We start from the raw sequence: 17,736 nt of genomic DNA, 5'->3' as shown, positions 1-17,736 counted from the left end.
TACAGTGGTCTCGCTCTACTATAAGAATGAGCGAGTCGACGGTGATTATGTTGGTCGGTATCTATCTACATTCAAATGTTAAAAAGGAGCCTGTAGGCTCCTTTTAGCTAGAAGTAGTGATATGTACCAATTAACGAGATAGAAGATTCGCAATGAAATGTTCAGAAACAAACTTGAAGAGCTGACCTTCATCCGTGCTTTCTCCAAGCTTCATGGTTCCCCGGTCACTTAACTCAACAGTACCTAGCCCTTTAAACTGAATTTTCAACTTCTTGATTTCAAAAGAATGGCCCTCAAAATAATCATACGTTTTTTTTAGCACACACTTGTTACTAGATACTGACATCTTCACTGAGCTTTCAGACATAACGTCTTTCGACATAACATTTAGTGCAATTACACTAACAGCACCATCCATTAGTTCAGGGACCCTTTTTGCAAAAGACTTTAAGTCGATTTGAAGAGGGGAAAGTGAACAGCGATAATTCATAGACGAAGAAAGATCATGCTTGAGTTGGTGTAAGCTTCTAGAAGGATTAACTACCTTTACAAGCCCTTCTCTAACCTCCAGCTCATTCACTAAAAACTCTTGGACGACAGTGCTCTCAGTCTCCCCAAATGGATTAGTAATTGTTCGCTCTGAAACTACTTCCGTCACGTGCTTAACTAAAATATGGTCGTGCGCAACACGACCTAGCATAAAACCTGATTTTTTGTTTTGAGCATATCTCATATCAAGAAAGGCATTCGCGATGTCACGAATACTCATGTCTACCTTGAACTCAAATAGAGAGATACGACTCATAGCATTATTCCTTACCTTTATCAGAAGTTAACTCTAAGTATGCTTCTGTAGCTGCTTTAAAGAGCAATTTAGACAGCTCTTCTACTTCGTGCTTATCTAACTTGCCTGTAGTCACATTAAGAGTGCCCTTAGAGCTATTGTAACGATGTACGGCCTTAACTTTATAGCTAAATCCCTTAGACTTTTCTTTATCGTCGAACTTAGCCTCAATTGTGAAACTGTCGGACATATCTGAACTAAAAATATCTTTACTATCATCTTCAGGGTCAACTTTTATAGTGACCGCTTTTCTGACTTTCCATGACATCTTATAGATATTGTAGTGATCCCTAGCAAGGCTTTGATAAAAAGATGATGTCAGCAATTTTTTACCTGACAGTGCAGCATTTCTCAATTCGCTTGTCACGTCACTATCTTCATCATCTCCGTTCGAGTCACGAACGCTTACATTCACAACATCGTACATTTTGTAATCAAACACATCCAATAACTTAGTAAAAAACTCTGTTCGTAACTCATGAGGATGATGCTCAAAATCGATTTCTATCGGTTCGACAGATGCAGGCAGCTGCTTGTTCATCTCTTCGATAACCATATCTTTCAACTTTTTTCCCATCTCGGTAGCAGGGTGCATAATGCTAGTATCTTCAGGCGCTGAAAAATCAATTTCGATTACATCTTTTTTCGGCGTCCTCTGTCGCATTGGAGCCTTAGAGTAATCTGTGTCTACATAGTTAGCTTCTACAATGACTTTCTTCCCCGACACCTTATAGCTAAGGCCCACTTCTTCACTTTCCAATTTAGATGTCAATGACGTCAGTGCGGTGGAAATTTTTGGGGCTGTAAATTTTGCAGGTAATTCTGTAGTAGCCTGATTATCTCGGCGATCGGGGTTCTCTAATAGTGACGCAAGATATAGGTAGTCGAAGTAGTCAAAACGCATGGTTTGTACCATATCCATAAGCATTGGCTTGGTGCTGTCTTGGGCAACATAGATCCCTTTCTTAGATAAGAATGAAATCAAGTGCTCAGGCTTTACCCTCTGAGCAATCAGACCGTCACGGATACTCTTATCATTCATAAAGTAAAGGCGATTGCCGACTTTTTTATTTTCGCTGCTCATGTTTACATTAACCCTACTTCGACGTCAGAGAATTGAGGTACAAATTTGTCAATCGTATTTGCTTTTAGCTTTTCCTTAAGCTCCTTAATTTGTTCCTCGCTGTAGCCAAGATCTCCAAAGTACTTGGCAATTGCTGCTTGTAAGTTTAAAGCCCCATTTTTATTACGCTTAACTAACTTAATCTTGACTGAGCCTTTGTCATTTAGAATCTGATAGTAAGATAACGCATCTAACAGATAGACAAATTCTTCTACTGTGTCGCCTTGTTCCATGTAGTAAATCACATAGCCACCCGCATCAGTATTTTCAGCTTTATCATGCTTAACGATAATCCAAGAAGAGAACAGAACCTCTAGAGTTGCTGGTTCAGAGTAGTCTTGACTGAAGTGGTTTTTGTTTAGGGTTTCACTCGGGTGGAAGAAGCAATACTTGTCACTCTGAGGCAACAGACCATCTGCAGTCATTAGCTTTAAATCTTTAGCAATACTATTCAACTCTGTGATTTTTTCCGGGCTCATCACATATACCTGAGAATAGCCTTCAAGATGATTCACTTTAGTGCGTTCTCTGTCTGATTGATTAACATCATCTAAAATATCATCAAAGTTCCCAGTGTATTTACCACAATGGTTGTAGACAAACAGCATTCCATGTACTTGATGGGAATCTACTGGTTGATACAAGGCCTGCCAGTTTGGATTATATTGGGCACAGTTAGTTGCATACGTTAGTGAGTGCATCGCTTTACGAATTTGCACTTTGTTAATAGAGGTCTTCTGATAGCTCTTCAGGTCTGTGTTAACGTATTTGACTTGGTTATCATACGGATCACGGTAGTGGAACACACAATCAGAAGGATGTGAGTCTTTACCATCGTGTTCTTCCGGTGTGACACAATCCCAGCTATGATCTTGCGCTTCTTTTCTTCCCCACTTAAAAGCGCTAAAAAGATTCTTCGATACTAACTCTGCCATTTTTGCAATGTTGGCTGTTTCACTCATTGGGTTATCAATCTCCGCACCATTTTGATGATGTTACTATCAATAAAAAAGGCACCCCGTAGGATGCCTTGAATTCTTAAATCACCGCCTTCATAACGGTGGTGACTACTTTTCCTATCACCGCGAACTCATTGAGTTTCTCCTCGTTCACGATGAATGAATCATATTCTTCTTTATTGTCTGAAATTACCTCATAGCCTTCTGCCATGATGTCGTACTTCAGGCGTTTGATGTAAACATGCTTACCGATACGAACAACATACACACCGTGCTTAACTGGGTGATCAAGCTCACGAATATCCACTAGAACTTCATCACCGTCACTCAACGTGTCTTCCATTGAGTCTCCGTGGCAGATAATGATGCGCGCTGTTTCTTCTGTTAAGCCAAAGCGCTTTAGCCACATACAAGGCAGGAACTCTGTTCTTAGTTGATACTCAGCGTCATTTTGAGCACCAAAACCACAAGAGGCATAAACGTTATAGACAGGTACAGCACACATATCCCCCATCTCAGAAGCAAGCTTTACTGATTTCACGTTAGATAGTTCTGTAACGTTATCTTTGTCATATTTCCGGCGAAGAAGCTTCATTTGCTCAATAAAGTCACTTATAGGCGTACCGCCTGGATTACTTTCTACAAACTTTCTCAGTTCAAGTTCCAAAGCTTCTTCTGTAAGCGTCGTGTGCTCCAGTATATCAGCAACTAATGGCACAGATGTTTTTTCCGATGGTGGGGGCAGATCCATCAGCTGTTGGGCTTCGTCTTTATCTGTGACGTACTTCTCAATCAGCTGTTTTTTCACATCTGGGTGAAAGTTGGAAATATGGTACTCCAAAGCTCGAGAGCTCTCCTTCGAACCTCGACTTAACCAATTGTTTCTTCTGGCTTTTTGAGCAACGCCAGATGATGAATTAGCCATTCCAGCTAACCCTACCAATTCTGTACTAAGAAACCACTCTTTCATAAAAACACCAAAAGCACAGCAAAACACCTAGACGAACACCGGTGAAATGCGTAACATAAAAACACACAAAAACACTATAAACACACTTTAACTTCTATTTGTCCGTTTGACTAACGACGTTAAAGTGAAATTAACTAAGACTATACCACGTCAGTGGTTTAGTGGAAATGAGGCTAACCTTATGAATACTCAATATGCGTTGCACGCCGTATTTGGTGCACCAGTGGTCAAACTGTCTGAGATCTCAGAAGAATATTTTGGAATGAAGTACGCGACTGCTAAAGGAAAAGTCAGCGCGAATGAATTTCCAGTACCTACCTTTCGCCTCCATGAAGAAACAGAAACAAACAAAGGTACTAAAGCGCCTATTTTTGTTTCTGTTGATGACCTTGCCGAATATATCGACCGAAAAAAAGCAGAAGCAAAGAAGGAATGGGAATCCATTTACGGGAAGTTTGGACACCACTAATAAAAACGGCATTGAAGCAAAGCCTCAATGCCGAGTATGAAAACCAGTGCTTCGTTCCTATGTGCCTTCTTAGACTTTGGCGAGACTCAGAACACAAAAGAACAATTCAATGAACATGACTTTCATGTGTGAACTTACGTTCCTTTTTAGGATAGCTTTTCACACCCCTGCTGTCATCCCGCATTTGGTTTTCGCTTCACTTGCTACAAGGTGAGTATCGGATATGGAAGCGAATCAAGCAATGTGCGAGTGTTTAAGCTCTGCACAATACAACTTTGATGAAGCCTGTGTTGCCTTTTCAGGCAAACACAATATGAGTGACCTTGCTGACGCTCTCGGCATCAAACGCAACGTAATGCGCAATATGCTGAACCCTGAACAAGCAAGACTGCTTACGCCACCAATGCTGATTGCTATCAGTAAAGCAACAGATGACTACTCCATTGTTTACGCACTTCTTCGTGAGCTGGATATCGTAGCAGCTCAACTACCCCGTAATGCGAGTGAAGCAACCCAAGAAACGTTTTTAAGACGCGTATTAGAGAACTCGGAATGTGCCGGTGATTTCTCTCGTATGGCGCTTGAGCATGCAGGTGATCTGTACCTGCCTCGCTCTATCAGAAACAAAATCATCAACCGAGCACAAAAGGGCATTAGCAACTTAGTGCTTCTAATCAATGACCTAGAAAACCGCTCTGGCAGCGCTCAACCATTCTTCTCAATGGGAGTGGACTTTATTGCCAATGGAGCACCTATACCGGGTCTTTCTTAACTTTCTACAGGGGTGTAGCAATGGGAAATAATTCAAACTATCTAGAACAAATATTGACTAGCTCTTTTGAGCAAATCACTGATCGTTTTAATGCAAGTAGTGAAGAGCAACAGCACGAAATTCTTATCTGGCTTGATGCGATTGCTAAGAAACAAACTTTAGTCGAAACACACCGCCCACAATCTGAGGTGATATCCGATATCAAAAAAGCAATGCAAGGCGATCGTGCTCGCGTGTTTTTTTCTCACTCTTTTGCGAGCTGGTATCGCTCTGGTCTACACGAAAAAGCAAAACCTCAACTGCACCACTGGTCGCAGCTTGATATGAGCAACCGCCATTTGTATTTGGAAATGCTTGGCCTACGTGATCTTGGCCGTTGGAACGATGAAGAGCTATTTCAGTTCGAACAGTACTGCTTAGAAGTGATTGGGGGTTAGTCATGGAAACACAATCAATCAATATCCAAATTTCCACTATTGATGAGGCACTTCATTGGCAAAACGTGGCGATTCTTAACATCAATAAATTCCGCTCTAACCCTGTAGAGGGACAAGAGAACTTTCAAAGCAACCTAATACGCATGTGGAATGATGTTCATGCACAAGCCGGATTAGCGCTTATAGCAATGCAACAAGAAGTAAAGGTGGCGTGATGGAATACTTCGCCCTTCGATTATTTGGTGATGGCGCTGTGAAACGCCACGCCAAAACACTTGAACCTGAAGTAACTAAGCTTGGTGACTTTGATTCATTAGATGATGCAGTAAAGCAAGCTTGCGCTCAGTTAGATTGTAATCACCTACTCCGCGGCATTCTTAGCCAGGGTGAAGGTGCTGGCGGCTACATGATTGTCGATGCACAGGAGTTAACCGAAGTATGAACCTCACAGAAAAGCAGCAGTACCAGCGCCAGTACTACCAGAAAAATCGAGAGACCATTTGTGCGAAAAAGCGCAAGCAATACACGCGCAAAATTCAGCTTAGTAGTCTGCCTGAACAAAAACGAAAGACTAGAGCAACCTCTCCGAATATTGCAGCTCCAGCACCAGCTACTTGCCCAGTAAAACTGGTGAATAAGATGCCAGAGAAAACTCGCCACAGAATCGAAGATATTCAGCTCGCGAGAGAGTTGGGTATTTCTATAGATGAGCTTTAAAGGCTTCGGATGTGATCGTTCTAAACGAAATCAATTTGTAGAAAGCCGCATTTGCTAGACCAATAATGCGGCAAAGAGAGGTGAATATGTCTGTTGAAGATGTCGAATACTGCCCTGCTATTTCTATTTATGACAAAGGGGTGAGAGCAACCAGCCCTACTCATATGCCATGTCCTGATATGGAGGGGCTATCTGATTTTGATCCAGTAAAAACAGAGCGCTCATTGAGTCGTATGGAAGTGTTGAGGAAAGAGTTAGGGCTGAATAAGCGTCAGAGACAGAGCAGTAAAAATGCGCCTCTCAATTACATTTGCACCGAAGATAAGTGCTTAGACCCTTGGGAAATCAAGAGTAAGCCGAAAAACAAAACTAAGCCAAAAACTGACACCGATACAAAGTGGCGAACAAGACTAGCAGTTAAAGCCAATAACCTTCCAGATCGAGCAGTACAACGCCAAGGGCAAAATGAAACAACACAACACTAATCTCAATAATCCACTTAATCGGCTCCCTAGCAATATTCATAGGGAGCTGATGGCGTATCTCGAAAACAAAAAAGGTACGTCTCAACTTGAGTTCATCAATGGTCAGTGGGTGCATGATGGTAAGAAAACACCAAGAGAGCAAGTGTTTGAATTTGCTTCTACCACAGCCAACAAGCTCAAGCTACCTTTTGATATTCGTAATTATATAGATAAGGCTGCTGCTAGCCGCTTGCGTAAATATGGTTTCAAAAAAGCAATAGACTTTATTGAGAAACGAAGTGGTGCTGCAGCCGCGGCGTTCTCAGTAATACCTGAGCCTTGGTGGAAAGTAGATAATGAAATTAAGCGAGCTAAGTTAGCCGTTGAGATGGCAGGCCGTTGCGGGAATCGTGTGCGCCTAGCAGCCGAGAAAGGACTCTCGCCTATGGCAACTCTTTCCTTTGTGAATGAGTTCGTTGGAGCATCTCTGTGGCTACCTCAGTTCACTTATGTAGAAGATGATGAGCAAGCTTATTCAGCAATTGTACGTTTGATGGACGACGGATTTTGGCGCAGAGCAATTGGTAGAATCAGTGTGGCTGTATTTGAGAATGCTCGCCGCGCTGCTGGCATGGTATCACCACATAGCTCACCTTATGCTTCTATCTCTGCCTGTGAATGGCTAACCATTCGCCAAGACAGACAGCGAGAATGGATTGAGCTTATGGCAATTGAGTCAGAGAGTGGCGAAACAATAGATCTACAAACTGTGGTTGATTCATCACAAAGCAACCCTGCTAACCGCCGCCATGAGTTGATGACTCGTATTGCTGGATGCCAAGAATATGCAGAAAGTAATAATCACATCGCGGTATTCATTACGATGACCTCCCCTAGTCGCTTCCACCGCTTAAAGCAGCACGGAAAATACTGGATTGAAAACCCTAACTTTGACGGCAGTACTCCTAAGGATGCTCATGCTTGGTTAAGCAAAGGCTGGGAGTTATTCCGCGCTTGGGCGGATTACCGCAATCTAACCTATTACGGAATGAGAGTTGTTGAACCCCACCAAGATGGAACACCACACTGGCACGGCGTGTTTTTTATGCCATTAGACCAAGCAAAAGCATTCATCGGTGGCCTTCAAAATTATCAATTCCGCGAAAAGAAAGACTTATTCTTTGATAACGGAACCCCAAAGACCAAAGCAATGAAAGCTCGCTTTGATGCAAAATTTATTAGTGAAGAGTCTGGCGGTGCTGTTGCGTATCTAGCTAAATACATCTCGAAAAACGTAGATGGTCATGCCCTTGAGGGTTTGACCGATACCGACAATAGACGAGCAAAGTTACAGGATACGGTGAAGAACGTCACAGCCTGGTCGCGCACATTCTGTTTTCGTCAGTTCCAGTTTCAACGCACACCACCTGTGACAATTTGGCGAGAGCTTCGCCGTATTGATGAAGAGCAAGAGTTTTGCTTGTTCGAGAAAACTCGTAGAGCTGCTGATAACGGCTTCTTTTCAGTTTATATGGATTACATGGGCGGTCACCGACTAAGTGCATCTATGCGTCCAATAAAGCTACTCAAGAAAGAACGTGAAAACAAATACGGTGAAATTGTCACTGCAACCGATGGACTTGAGGGCTCAGGGCTTGTGGTGTTTACCCGTGAGACTGAGTGGAAGTTAGTTAAAAAAGACTCCGACTTGTCGGAGGCTTCTGAAGGGAGCGGGAGCGACCGACCTTGGTCCAGTGGCAATAACTATAGAATTCCACCCAAAAGCAAAAAAATCATCGATAACTTCTTCTTGGAACAAGAGTTAAACCGCTCCGATCCAGAATGGGAGGAGTTCATTAACCGGGAAAACTCTCCCGTTGACTACATTAAAGCAATCAAAACAGACTGTTTACCTTACCGAGAGAGAGGTAGGTATAAGAGTTCCTGTGAATAGAGCTAGTTCTGTCGTTCACTACTTAGGGGTAGATATTGAACGAAAATATTAGGATTAAGGAGAAACAACATGCTGATCACCTGCCCTAAGTGCGAAAGTAAAGCCAGAATTGCAACCTCACGAGCGATTACCAGAGAGACTCGTGAGGCTTACTGCCAGTGTCTAAACCTAAACTGCGGAGTTGCTTTCACCACTCTAACCTCTGTACACAAAATCATTGAGCAAACAGGCAAGAAGCCGGACCCTGAACTACAGCCGGAGCTTTGTAAGGGTGACTTAAATCAAATGGATATTTTCAATCAGCTTGAGCAACAACCTACTAGATAAATTGGAAATTAACAGCACTGAACAATGTCGACGTTCCGAAGTTCAAGAAATTGAAAATCAATGAAGCATCCCCCTAACCTGAAATTAGCAACTTACTTGAGTAAGACTATCCAATGAATGAACTAGCTTGAACAGAATCAAAGTTTGAAAGTTGGCCGTATCACGCTCTTTCATATGTATTTCTGTGTTAGTTTGAGGTAAGAGACAAGCTCTATTTAAACAGAGGGGCTTGATGAGTTTAGCAATGAGGCAAAGATGGGCGTAGAAGTCATTGAACAAAATGGTATGTTTAACACCATACTGAATGGGAATTTAATTCATTCTGAAAAAATCTATCATGCAAATCAGGATAAGAATCAAATAGAACAAGTTAACGAAGAAGTTCTTTTATTGCTTCTAACCTGCAAAGTAGCAGACTTACCTACCCCATTCGCTGTAGATGGTGATTACTTTCCGAAAAATGGAAGTGAAATTGATTATTTGACCATCAAAAATAGAGGTGAGGGTTGTATCCTATCAGTCATTATGACTAAAAAGCTCATCAACTGGAAACAACTATTCACAATAGGAGAATATTCCGATCACATACAAACAATATCTTCGAATATAAGCACTGATATCGATGAAGGGTATGCTTATATTAGCTGTACATTAAAGCTCGCTCCTACTGATAACTTAAATGAAAAAGCAACTTTCGCATCCAACCTACTCCTAGAAGCAAACAACGACACTTTAAACAAACTGAACAAAGCAATGTTGGACGAGTATATACTTGAGACTTTCCAATTCCCCCGAGAATACCAATCAATATGTAGCCAATATCTAATCTGGTTTGGTGAGTTCCTCGAGAACATTGGGATTGATGCTCTAGTTTCAGTGAACAATGATGGCGAACAAACTCAAGTAAAAATTTCATCAAAACACAGTGAACAAGTTCTCGAAAAGATTGAAGAGCTTTTCTCGCAATACATCGCTCTCCCTTATGCAGAATTTTTACCCGCAGCTCACCCTTTAGACCCACAACAACAGTTCATGGTGACGCAGTTGCAAACGCAGATAAATCATTTCAAAGGTCAACTTGAAGTGAAAAGTTCAGTAATTCAACTAAAAGAAGCAACTATTCAAGGGCTGCAACGAGAAATTCAGTCACAACAAAACATTATTGATGTCCAAAAAAATCAATTGCTACTTATTGAAAGTAAACAAGGTGATGAAGAGGTAGAGCTATTTGGTGGCGTTATCAAGCTTGGCGAACTTGTGTGGGGACCGATCAAATTTAGCCCCAAGAAGCTACTCGAAAAAACTAACGAATAAACCTCTCTCAAGTGTAAAAATTAATAATCTGTATTGATAGTTAGTGTATACATAATGCATTACTTACAAAGTTATATAATGATAGATATGTTTAAGAAAAAATCTCGTTGCAAAGAAAACTCTTTAGAAATGGAAATGCTACTCAGAAGAGCGCATGAGTTATTAGCGAACAATAATATTGAAGGTCTAAAAGATCTACTTCGTACAATATGGCGGAGGCTACAATCACGATTGATGCTAGAGCCCTACTTACTTGCAGATCATGATGCCTGTGGTGACATAGCATTTAATTTTTGTAGTTTTAGTGAACTACAAGGTTGTTATCAAGGACAAGCCAACAGCTATATTTCATTAATTGAACCAGTCCTCACTTTCCCATGGCATCCAAATAGAATAATTAACAACCTCGGTGTTATAGGCGAGAATAGAATAAACGGAAGATTCACTTCATCCTCCAATCACTCTGCAAATTATTACTGGCCACTTATGTTAATAAAGGTCACTGGTGGTAACCATTCAATTGCGCAGGGCATACTAATGGGAGAAGGTGAAATCGCCTTAGAAGACTGGTATAACCTTACTCCACTTTTAAAGAAATACAGGTGCAACGGACCGCTCTGGATTAATAATGATACAAACAAAATTGTAATGCACTGTGATTGTCCAGAACTTGGTATGGCATGGGAAGTTAGTCGCTTATTAGCTTCCGTTTGCCCTCCCCCTTTACAAGCAAGTAAGTAAAGTTAACCAAAGATCTCTTTTCTTGAAAAACGCAAAAAAACGATCTTGAACGATCTCTAAATCTGCAATTTAAAACAGCCCTTGATGTTGTTCCCATAAGGGCTGTGCTCAAATAAACCTACCGAAATGAATTGCGCCTCTGATTGCGCAAAATTGCAGTGTTGAATTTTGGTGTGGAGGGAGGGGTGAGCCGACGCAAGCCCCAAGCGCCTACCCCACTACCGAATTTTCCTCATTCTGCAAAATTCTGATTTTTTCCTTGGATTTGATGGGTTTTCTGATGTGGAAACGACAATACGAGCACGGACGATGGAACGGGCATAAGCTCAACATCCTATCGACGGCCATTGATGGCGGTCAGCGTCTGCACGTTGTTGAAATCCCTTATGAAGACCTGCCACACATCAAGGTGATGGGCAGCAAGGCCCGTACCTTCAACTTTGAAATTGTCTTTGTTGGCACGAGTTCCCTTGCAGATGCCAATGCCTTTATCGCGAACTGTGAAGCCTCTCCAGAAGGCGAACTCGAACACCCTTGGCTTGGTGAGTTAAAGCTCGTCTACCAATCTTATTCCCAAAACATCAGCACCAAACGCGGCTTGGTCACGCTTAGCCTTTCGTTCGTGCGTGCCGGCATATCTCCAACTATCTCTGCGCCAAGCATTGTGAGAACCAGAGAGCAGGCCAGCGCCGTCGAAAAAATCTCTACTAAGGTGTTCGTCAAAGATGTGGAAGAAATGAGCGTAGCTGAAATTGCTCAAACTCAAGATGACTTCACCAAGATGCATGATGCCCTGGTAGACATCACTAATCGCCTTGATTTGGATGCTGAGAAGAAGCAGGACATCAACAACGCACTAAACACAGCCTACTCAGCGATTAGCAGTATCAGCAATGACCCTAAAGACTTTGCCAGCCTAATGAGCATCGCTGTGGATGCCGTTGCAGAAGGTGTGCAGCTAGAGCCTGACTCAATCAGCGAAGCCGCAAATCATGCACGTTCGGCTCAGGCGTTCATGTTGGGGTTGATGGGAGAAGAACCGCCCAGCACTCACTACAACACTCAATTGGTGACCGCCGCGGTCAAGATGAGCGAAAGCCTCACTGAGCTTGAAGCGGTTGACACTTACGATGTAACCGCATAGGGGGAGAAATGAATAGCAATGTCATTTTAAACGATCTCAACGCCCTGCTATCTGCGCTTGATACCAACATAGGAGAAGTAACAGCCAACTCTACCGTAGAAGCTCTGGAGCTGTATGAAAGTCTGACTTCTCTCAAAGGCAACGTACAAACTCAGCGCGATAAAGTCATTGCAGGTATTACGCCGCACCGAACCGTGGTGAAACCAAAATACACACCGGCACTAGCCCTCGCTCATGATGAGCAAAGTAGCGAAGCGATGGTGACGGCTTTGAACGCATTGCAACATCCACTCTTTATGCGTGGTGATATTGCCGTGAGGAATGTGAAATGAAGAAAGTCACATTACTTATCAGCGGTAACCTTGTACCGTTTTACTCGGCATCATTGAACTATTCTGTAGAGCAGCTTGCGCACACCTTCAGTGCAGACATTCCGCCGATGAGCATTACCTCACCTTTGCCTGTTGAATTTCGTTTAGATGATAAGCCAATTCTGATCGGGCAAATTGATGATACTGATTCAAGCACCGAAAGCAGCGCTCACAAACTAACAATCACTGGCCGCTCCAGAAGTGCCAACATGATTGATTCACGTATCACTATGGATGCGCTCTATAACCAGAACGTAGCCAAGCTGCTGGCAAACATCGCGAAACCGTTCGGGCTGTCGGTACAAAGCTGGATAGGCGCCATGCCCCTGGTTGATGAGTTTCAAATTACGGCTGAATCACCCGTTGATAACATTGCTCAAATCATCCGTGAGCAGGGTTACATGCTGATTGAGCGCAATGGTGTTCTAACTATTGAGCACACAGCTCACGCAGCCATACAAGGTATTGGCCTACAGGTGGGTAAAAACATCGAAAGCCTTGGTATTAAGCGTACCTTTAACAAGCAGTTCTACCACACAGAGGTTCAAGGTGCGTGGGATGATTCATACGCGGTCATCACCAACCCTAACGTGAATAAGCAAAGAGTCATGGTGATCATCTGTGACCAATTACAAAACGCAAAGGCCTGTTTTTCTCGCGCCAGGTATGAACGTGACCTCGCCATAGCCGAAAGCCTCACCGCAACTAGCACGATTGCTGACGTGTTCCAAGAGCTTGCTATTGATGGATTAAACCGAGTGATACGAGTGATGGATGAGCAACAAGGTTTTAACGAAATGCTCGTAATTAAAGCTTTAAGCCTACGGGTATCCGAAAGCTCAGCAAGTACATCGATTGAACTATTCAGACCATTTAAGGAGCAGAAGTAATGCATCGCTCCATCGCGCAAAAGCAACAGCAACAACGGTTAATGGCGCGTATTAAGAATATTACCGGAACAGGAACCGTGACAGGCGCAACCACCGGAATGCTGCAAATCAAAACTGCCACAGGTCGTACGAACGACAAGATAAAGCGCGTCCACAACTACGGGTTTATGAGCCGCCCTTTAGTGGGCGCCAAAACCTACAACCTGTTTATTGGCGGGGTGACGGCTCGTGGTGTGACCGTGAATGTGGAAGACGAACGCCACCAAATTGAACTAGAGCCTGGTGAAGTGGCAGTGCTGGACGATAAAGGCAACCTCGTCCACTTCACCAATAACGGCATCAAAATTAACTCAATGGCGAAGATTGAGGTCACATCAACGCAAGAAACCTCGGTGAAAGCACCATCAGTTTCAATAACAGCACCAAAGTCATCATTTTCAGGTGATGTAAGCATAGGCGGAAGTTTATCTGTGACGAAAAATATCAGCGCAGCCGGCGCTGTTGGTGGTAAATCAGGGACGTTTGGTGGGGTAAGTGTCGAGAAGCATACACACAACTACCAAGATGATGGTGCAGGCAAAGTAACACAAGGGCCCAATCAATGAACCGCTTTAACCTTAACGCCCTAACTTCCCCCATTAGTTCAAAAGAGGGGATGACCCACGCCGTACAACAAAGTGTTCATAACTATGCTGAGTCTACTCAGAACGATAGAGCAAGAATGGACAGCGACGAGCGCGGCGGTACTTGGAGCAACGAACTACTGAACATTGTCGGCTCACGTGATTGGACACTTAAGCGCGATAAAGTCACAGCTCAAACCATCAGCTTAGCCAGGCGTTTTTATCAAGATGCCCTGCAATGGCTGATTGATGAAGGCTACGCCAAACGCATTGATGTCACCACATGGGAAGAAGCACCTAATGTCATGGGACGAAACGTTATGATCACCTTAACCGATGGAACCAAGTTTGAGGTTGAGCTATGAGCACTCAACGCAGCCTGAAATACCTAATTGACCGAGCCAAAGCAACGCTCATAGCGAAAACAGGTCAAAACAACCCTGCTATTGATGCCATCGCCAGTGCCATTGCAGGTGTTAGCTATGGGCAGTATGGCTATCAAGACCTGTTGTTTCGAGAGCTACACCCAGAAAGCTGTTCGGAGGCTTGGTTATACCTACATGCAACAAGGCATAAAGAGCCTCGCTTACAACCTCAGTTCGCTACGGGGCCAGTGAGCTTTTTCCAGACAGGGGCGGTCGTGACCATCCCCAAAGGTCGAGTACTGGTTGATGATGCCGGCAACGAATACAAAACCGTTCGTGAGCAAAATAGCGACGAAGCGGTAGCGGTCATCGCGCTTAAAGCAGGTACGGATAGCAATCTACCCAACGGGGCAAAGCTTAAGCTGACAGAAGCACTCAACGGCGTAGACCCAAACAACATTGTTAGCCTCGGCATTAGTGGCGGTAGTGGCATTGAAGAGCTTGAACACTGGCGAGGCCGCGTAGTTAATGCCTTCAATAAAAACCAAATGATCGGTAAACGTGAAGACTATGAGTCATGGGCGATTTCTGCTCATGCTGATGTCGATTTTGCTTGGGCACTCGATAACACCCCAAAGCGCGGCATGGTTGAGGTTTATATAGGTGCAAGAAATAACAACCCTGCCGTCAGTGATGAAGTGATGAACCTGGTCCAGCAAGCATTTGAGACAAACCGACTTGCAGGTTGTCACCCATTTGCTCATCAACCTCAGAAAATGCCGATTGATATTGAGATCCAGGGCATTGAAGACGAAAGCGTACGTGAAGATGTTATCACCGCACTGGAAGACTTAATCAAAGGCAAGATGGGAGTGATCGATGAAGAGACGCAAAAACCGGAACCAATTACCCCAACGGACATCACTCTGGTGGTAGCAGAGATTACCAGTGGTTTTATTCTCAAAGCGCCACTTGATGAAGTGACCATTGAGAACAATCAAATTCACACAATAGGAGGCGTAACATGGACACCTCCGACTTAATCATTGATTACAGCGAGAGCGACTTTGCTGACTCTATCCGTGCACTACTACCCAAAGGCGATTACTGGCAAGAGGTCGAAAACAAAGAGCTGACCAATCTGATTGAGGGCATGGCACAAGACTTCAAAACCACGCATGACGAAGTAGAGCTATCCCTACTTGCAGAGCTTAAAGATGATCTCTTTGGCTGGAAAATCAATGACTATCAAGACCTGCTGTTTGAAGTGACAGGAAAAGAAAGCGGCACGGTTTACGACGACGTAGCAACACCGAATCTCATTTATGTCTCGCTTAAGTCATCGTCACGCTCAAGCGCCGGGGATGCATGGAAAGCCTTTGAAGATAAGCGACTACCGCATACTGAGATTCAATGGATCTACAACAACGAGACCACGCTTTACGTGCAAGCCGCTAACTACCAAGTCACGCGAAATATTCATCAATACGAAATATGCCCAACCATCGAGCACTTTACAGGGCTTGCAAATGCGCGGCATATCCGGACAACACATACACACGAGGTAACTCAATAATGGCGCTAGTAATTACAGATGCAGGTCGAGCTGCATCCGTTCGTGCCGGTGATCTGGGTGTCGAGTTTAAAATATCTCACATCAGTATCGGCACAGAAGGTTATACCCCAACCAAAGACCAAACCGAGCTACGCGCGGAAATCATCCGCAAGCCTGTGATTCGTGGCCGCATCATTAAAACAGGCCATCTTCACTTTGAAGCCGACTTCGTTGGAAAGGAAGAGTTTGAAGGCAAAGAGATCGGTTACCACTTAGACGATGAAGCCCAAACTCTATTTGGTGTGGACAGTGACGATGGCAAAGTGATGACTCTAAAGCGTGCTAACTCCATCGTAACTGAGGTGTTTGACCTAAACCTTTCAGCATCACGCATCGACAATATTACTGTCGAAGTGGCAACGACTCCTTACGCAACTGAAGAGACACCTGGTATTGCTGAAGTAGCGACAGATGCAGAAGTGGCCGCAGGCGTTGATGATGAGCGAATAGTAACAGCGAAGAAATTAAGCACGGCGTTGAGTAGAAATAGCGAGCCAAACGTCATAAAAACCCAACACGATGAACTAGCGCTCAACAAGCTCAACATTTTTAAAGTGCTCAAGCCTATAAAACTGCCTACACCTGGTAGCGATTGCGTATGTCGCGTTCGCGTGGAGATACCTGTTTCTCCAGGGGGAGAAAAACTATCGTTTGATGCGCCAGACGGTAAACAAATTACGATTCAATCAACAGGAGAGAAAGACACAACGGTGAACGTGGTGACATCTCATGTAGAGTATTTATTCATGTTTATTGACGGGGAGTGGTACGTATGAGCACAGACTTAAAAAATCCTGCGGCTTCAGGAATGAATTATAAAGTTGTTAATCAACCGTCAATCACCATGCCAGACAGTACAGAAGGCGGGAATTCTGGATGGGTATACGGTGCAATGTTCTTTTCTACCGCTAACGGTGCGGTTTTGAATATTAGTGCGCCAAGCGACCTACACTGTATCATTAACATGGCCTATTCGACCGGAAGCCCAAACACTGTCCATATTAGAAGACTCACAATAGATGGAGTTGACATTCTTTTGCCGCCAGATAGTGGCGGTGATACTGCATTTGTGTATCTGAATAAAAACAATGCTAGTTCGGAGTCATCAAATTCCTATCCATCCATTTTTGCACTGATTGGAGTGCCCTTTAAAACCTTAACAATTGAGTTAGGCGGTAGCGGTGCTGCTCATATAGGTTGGTGTGACGTAGAGGTCCAGTAATGCATAAACAAGTTAAATTCATCATCGATGGCAAAGAAGTGAATGTTCGCCCTCAGAACGGAGAACGCTACACTCAACAACTGTTTCTTAACGGTAAGCTCGTATGTGCTCTAACTCAAACGGCTACAACACCAGAGCAGCGAGAGCAAACAAAAATTGATCAAGAAAAAGTATGGCGCAATCAAGAGCTCGATTACGTTGATGCGAAAAACTACGGCGAAAGCTTCCCATATTTCGCAGAGGTTGAAGCTTACAAACAAGTACTGCGTGACTACCCATCGACACCAGACTTTCCGCATGGCGAACGTCCACAACGTCCAGTTACAGATAGCGGAACTCCAATCATCATTTAATACCAACATCAAAGCCCCACTCTGGGGCTTTTTTTTACTCACACTTCTATATCCCACCACTA

General features: G+C 43.6%; 25 protein-coding genes. 21 read left to right on the top strand and 4 right to left on the bottom strand.

Going from position 1 to position 17,736, the window contains the following annotated elements; genetic code table 11:
- Positions 1-130: 130 nt before the first annotated feature.
- The 4 genes from OO778_RS23360 to OO778_RS23345 form a co-directional block, all read right to left on the bottom strand.
- On the bottom strand, positions 131-805 hold the full coding sequence (locus OO778_RS23360; protein WP_264911908.1) for a hypothetical protein: 675 nt from the start codon (positions 803-805) through the stop codon (positions 131-133).
- A gap of 4 nt (positions 806-809) precedes the next feature.
- Positions 810-1,928: a hypothetical protein gene (locus OO778_RS23355; RefSeq protein WP_264911906.1), complete on the bottom strand. Its 1,119-nt coding sequence runs from the start codon at positions 1,926-1,928 to the stop codon at positions 810-812.
- A 2-nt stretch (positions 1,929-1,930) separates the two neighbouring features.
- A complete protein-coding gene (locus OO778_RS23350) occupies positions 1,931-2,929 on the bottom strand; it encodes a hypothetical protein (RefSeq protein WP_264911904.1) in 999 nt (332 codons plus the stop codon).
- 76 nt (positions 2,930-3,005) lie between these two features.
- A complete protein-coding gene (locus OO778_RS23345) occupies positions 3,006-3,896 on the bottom strand; it encodes a S24 family peptidase (protein WP_264911902.1) in 891 nt (296 codons plus the stop codon).
- 181 nt (positions 3,897-4,077) lie between these two features.
- Here OO778_RS23345 and OO778_RS23340 point away from each other — a divergent pair, with 181 nt between their 5' ends.
- The 21 genes from OO778_RS23340 to OO778_RS23240 all read left to right on the top strand — a co-directional run bounded on the left by OO778_RS23340 (position 4,078) and on the right by OO778_RS23240 (position 17,674).
- A complete protein-coding gene (locus OO778_RS23340) occupies positions 4,078-4,365 on the top strand; it encodes a pyocin activator PrtN family protein (RefSeq protein ID WP_088879202.1) in 288 nt (95 codons plus the stop codon).
- Positions 4,366-4,588: 223 nt separating this feature from the next.
- Positions 4,589-5,137, top strand: a complete 549-nt coding sequence (locus OO778_RS23335) for a phage regulatory CII family protein (RefSeq protein ID WP_264911900.1) — start codon at positions 4,589-4,591, stop codon at positions 5,135-5,137.
- A 20-nt stretch (positions 5,138-5,157) separates the two neighbouring features.
- A complete protein-coding gene (locus tag OO778_RS23330) occupies positions 5,158-5,574 on the top strand; it encodes a hypothetical protein (protein WP_264911898.1) in 417 nt (138 codons plus the stop codon).
- Between the two features lie 2 nt (positions 5,575-5,576).
- Positions 5,577-5,789 carry a hypothetical protein gene (locus tag OO778_RS23325; RefSeq protein WP_264911896.1) on the top strand — a complete coding sequence of 71 codons (213 nt, stop codon included), beginning with the start codon at positions 5,577-5,579 and terminating at the stop codon, positions 5,787-5,789.
- Positions 5,789-6,016 (top strand): hypothetical protein, encoded by a 228-nt coding sequence (locus OO778_RS23320; RefSeq protein ID WP_264911894.1) that lies wholly within the window; start codon positions 5,789-5,791, stop codon positions 6,014-6,016. The genes OO778_RS23325 and OO778_RS23320 overlap by 1 nt, the downstream gene beginning before the upstream one ends.
- On the top strand, positions 6,013-6,291 hold the full coding sequence (locus OO778_RS23315; protein WP_264911892.1) for a hypothetical protein: 279 nt from the start codon (positions 6,013-6,015) through the stop codon (positions 6,289-6,291). The genes OO778_RS23320 and OO778_RS23315 overlap by 4 nt, the downstream gene beginning before the upstream one ends.
- An 86-nt stretch (positions 6,292-6,377) precedes the next feature.
- Positions 6,378-6,776 carry a hypothetical protein gene (locus OO778_RS23310; RefSeq protein ID WP_264911890.1) on the top strand — a complete coding sequence of 133 codons (399 nt, stop codon included), beginning with the start codon at positions 6,378-6,380 and terminating at the stop codon, positions 6,774-6,776.
- The gene (locus OO778_RS23305; RefSeq protein ID WP_264911888.1) at positions 6,757-8,709 is read left to right on the top strand and encodes a replication endonuclease; all 1,953 of its coding nucleotides are present in this window, start codon (positions 6,757-6,759) and stop codon (positions 8,707-8,709) included. The genes OO778_RS23310 and OO778_RS23305 overlap by 20 nt, the downstream gene beginning before the upstream one ends.
- A gap of 69 nt (positions 8,710-8,778) precedes the next feature.
- Complete coding sequence (locus tag OO778_RS23300; protein ID WP_045420018.1) at positions 8,779-9,036, top strand: ogr/Delta-like zinc finger family protein; 258 nt, start codon at positions 8,779-8,781, stop codon at positions 9,034-9,036.
- Positions 9,037-9,291: 255 nt separating this feature from the next.
- Complete coding sequence (locus OO778_RS23295) at positions 9,292-10,350, top strand: hypothetical protein (protein WP_264911887.1); 1,059 nt, start codon at positions 9,292-9,294, stop codon at positions 10,348-10,350.
- A gap of 87 nt (positions 10,351-10,437) precedes the next feature.
- Positions 10,438-11,091 carry a DUF6710 family protein gene (locus tag OO778_RS23290; protein ID WP_264911885.1) on the top strand — a complete coding sequence of 218 codons (654 nt, stop codon included), beginning with the start codon at positions 10,438-10,440 and terminating at the stop codon, positions 11,089-11,091.
- Between the two features lie 280 nt (positions 11,092-11,371).
- Positions 11,372-12,235 carry a DNA circularization N-terminal domain-containing protein gene (locus OO778_RS23285; RefSeq protein ID WP_264911883.1) on the top strand — a complete coding sequence of 288 codons (864 nt, stop codon included), beginning with the start codon at positions 11,372-11,374 and terminating at the stop codon, positions 12,233-12,235.
- Between the two features lie 8 nt (positions 12,236-12,243).
- On the top strand, positions 12,244-12,567 hold the full coding sequence (locus tag OO778_RS23280) for a hypothetical protein (RefSeq protein ID WP_231570804.1): 324 nt from the start codon (positions 12,244-12,246) through the stop codon (positions 12,565-12,567).
- A complete protein-coding gene (locus OO778_RS23275) occupies positions 12,564-13,496 on the top strand; it encodes a phage tail protein (RefSeq protein WP_264911881.1) in 933 nt (310 codons plus the stop codon). The genes OO778_RS23280 and OO778_RS23275 overlap by 4 nt, the downstream gene beginning before the upstream one ends.
- Positions 13,496-14,101: a phage baseplate assembly protein gene (locus tag OO778_RS23270; protein ID WP_264911879.1), complete on the top strand. Its 606-nt coding sequence runs from the start codon at positions 13,496-13,498 to the stop codon at positions 14,099-14,101. The genes OO778_RS23275 and OO778_RS23270 overlap by 1 nt, the downstream gene beginning before the upstream one ends.
- Complete coding sequence (locus OO778_RS23265) at positions 14,098-14,484, top strand: phage GP46 family protein (RefSeq protein ID WP_264911877.1); 387 nt, start codon at positions 14,098-14,100, stop codon at positions 14,482-14,484. Before OO778_RS23270 ends, OO778_RS23265 begins: the two co-directional genes overlap by 4 nt.
- On the top strand, positions 14,481-15,527 hold the full coding sequence (locus OO778_RS23260) for a baseplate J/gp47 family protein (RefSeq protein ID WP_264911876.1): 1,047 nt from the start codon (positions 14,481-14,483) through the stop codon (positions 15,525-15,527). The genes OO778_RS23265 and OO778_RS23260 overlap by 4 nt, the downstream gene beginning before the upstream one ends.
- Positions 15,509-16,060 (top strand): hypothetical protein, encoded by a 552-nt coding sequence (locus OO778_RS23255; RefSeq protein ID WP_264911874.1) that lies wholly within the window; start codon positions 15,509-15,511, stop codon positions 16,058-16,060. The genes OO778_RS23260 and OO778_RS23255 overlap by 19 nt, the downstream gene beginning before the upstream one ends.
- The gene (locus tag OO778_RS23250; RefSeq protein ID WP_264911872.1) at positions 16,060-16,875 is read left to right on the top strand and encodes a hypothetical protein; all 816 of its coding nucleotides are present in this window, start codon (positions 16,060-16,062) and stop codon (positions 16,873-16,875) included. The genes OO778_RS23255 and OO778_RS23250 overlap by 1 nt, the downstream gene beginning before the upstream one ends.
- Complete coding sequence (locus OO778_RS23245) at positions 16,872-17,321, top strand: hypothetical protein (RefSeq protein ID WP_264911870.1); 450 nt, start codon at positions 16,872-16,874, stop codon at positions 17,319-17,321. Before OO778_RS23250 ends, OO778_RS23245 begins: the two co-directional genes overlap by 4 nt.
- Positions 17,321-17,674: a phage tail assembly chaperone gene (locus tag OO778_RS23240; RefSeq protein WP_264911868.1), complete on the top strand. Its 354-nt coding sequence runs from the start codon at positions 17,321-17,323 to the stop codon at positions 17,672-17,674. The genes OO778_RS23245 and OO778_RS23240 overlap by 1 nt, the downstream gene beginning before the upstream one ends.
- Positions 17,675-17,736 lie beyond the last annotated feature (62 nt).

Source organism: Vibrio sp. STUT-A16, assembly GCF_026000495.1.
GTDB classification, from domain to species: Bacteria; Pseudomonadota; Gammaproteobacteria; order Enterobacterales; family Vibrionaceae; genus Vibrio; species Vibrio diabolicus.
The sequence above is the reverse complement of the archived record's forward strand: the minus strand, read 5'-3'. Positions and strand labels throughout refer to the sequence as shown.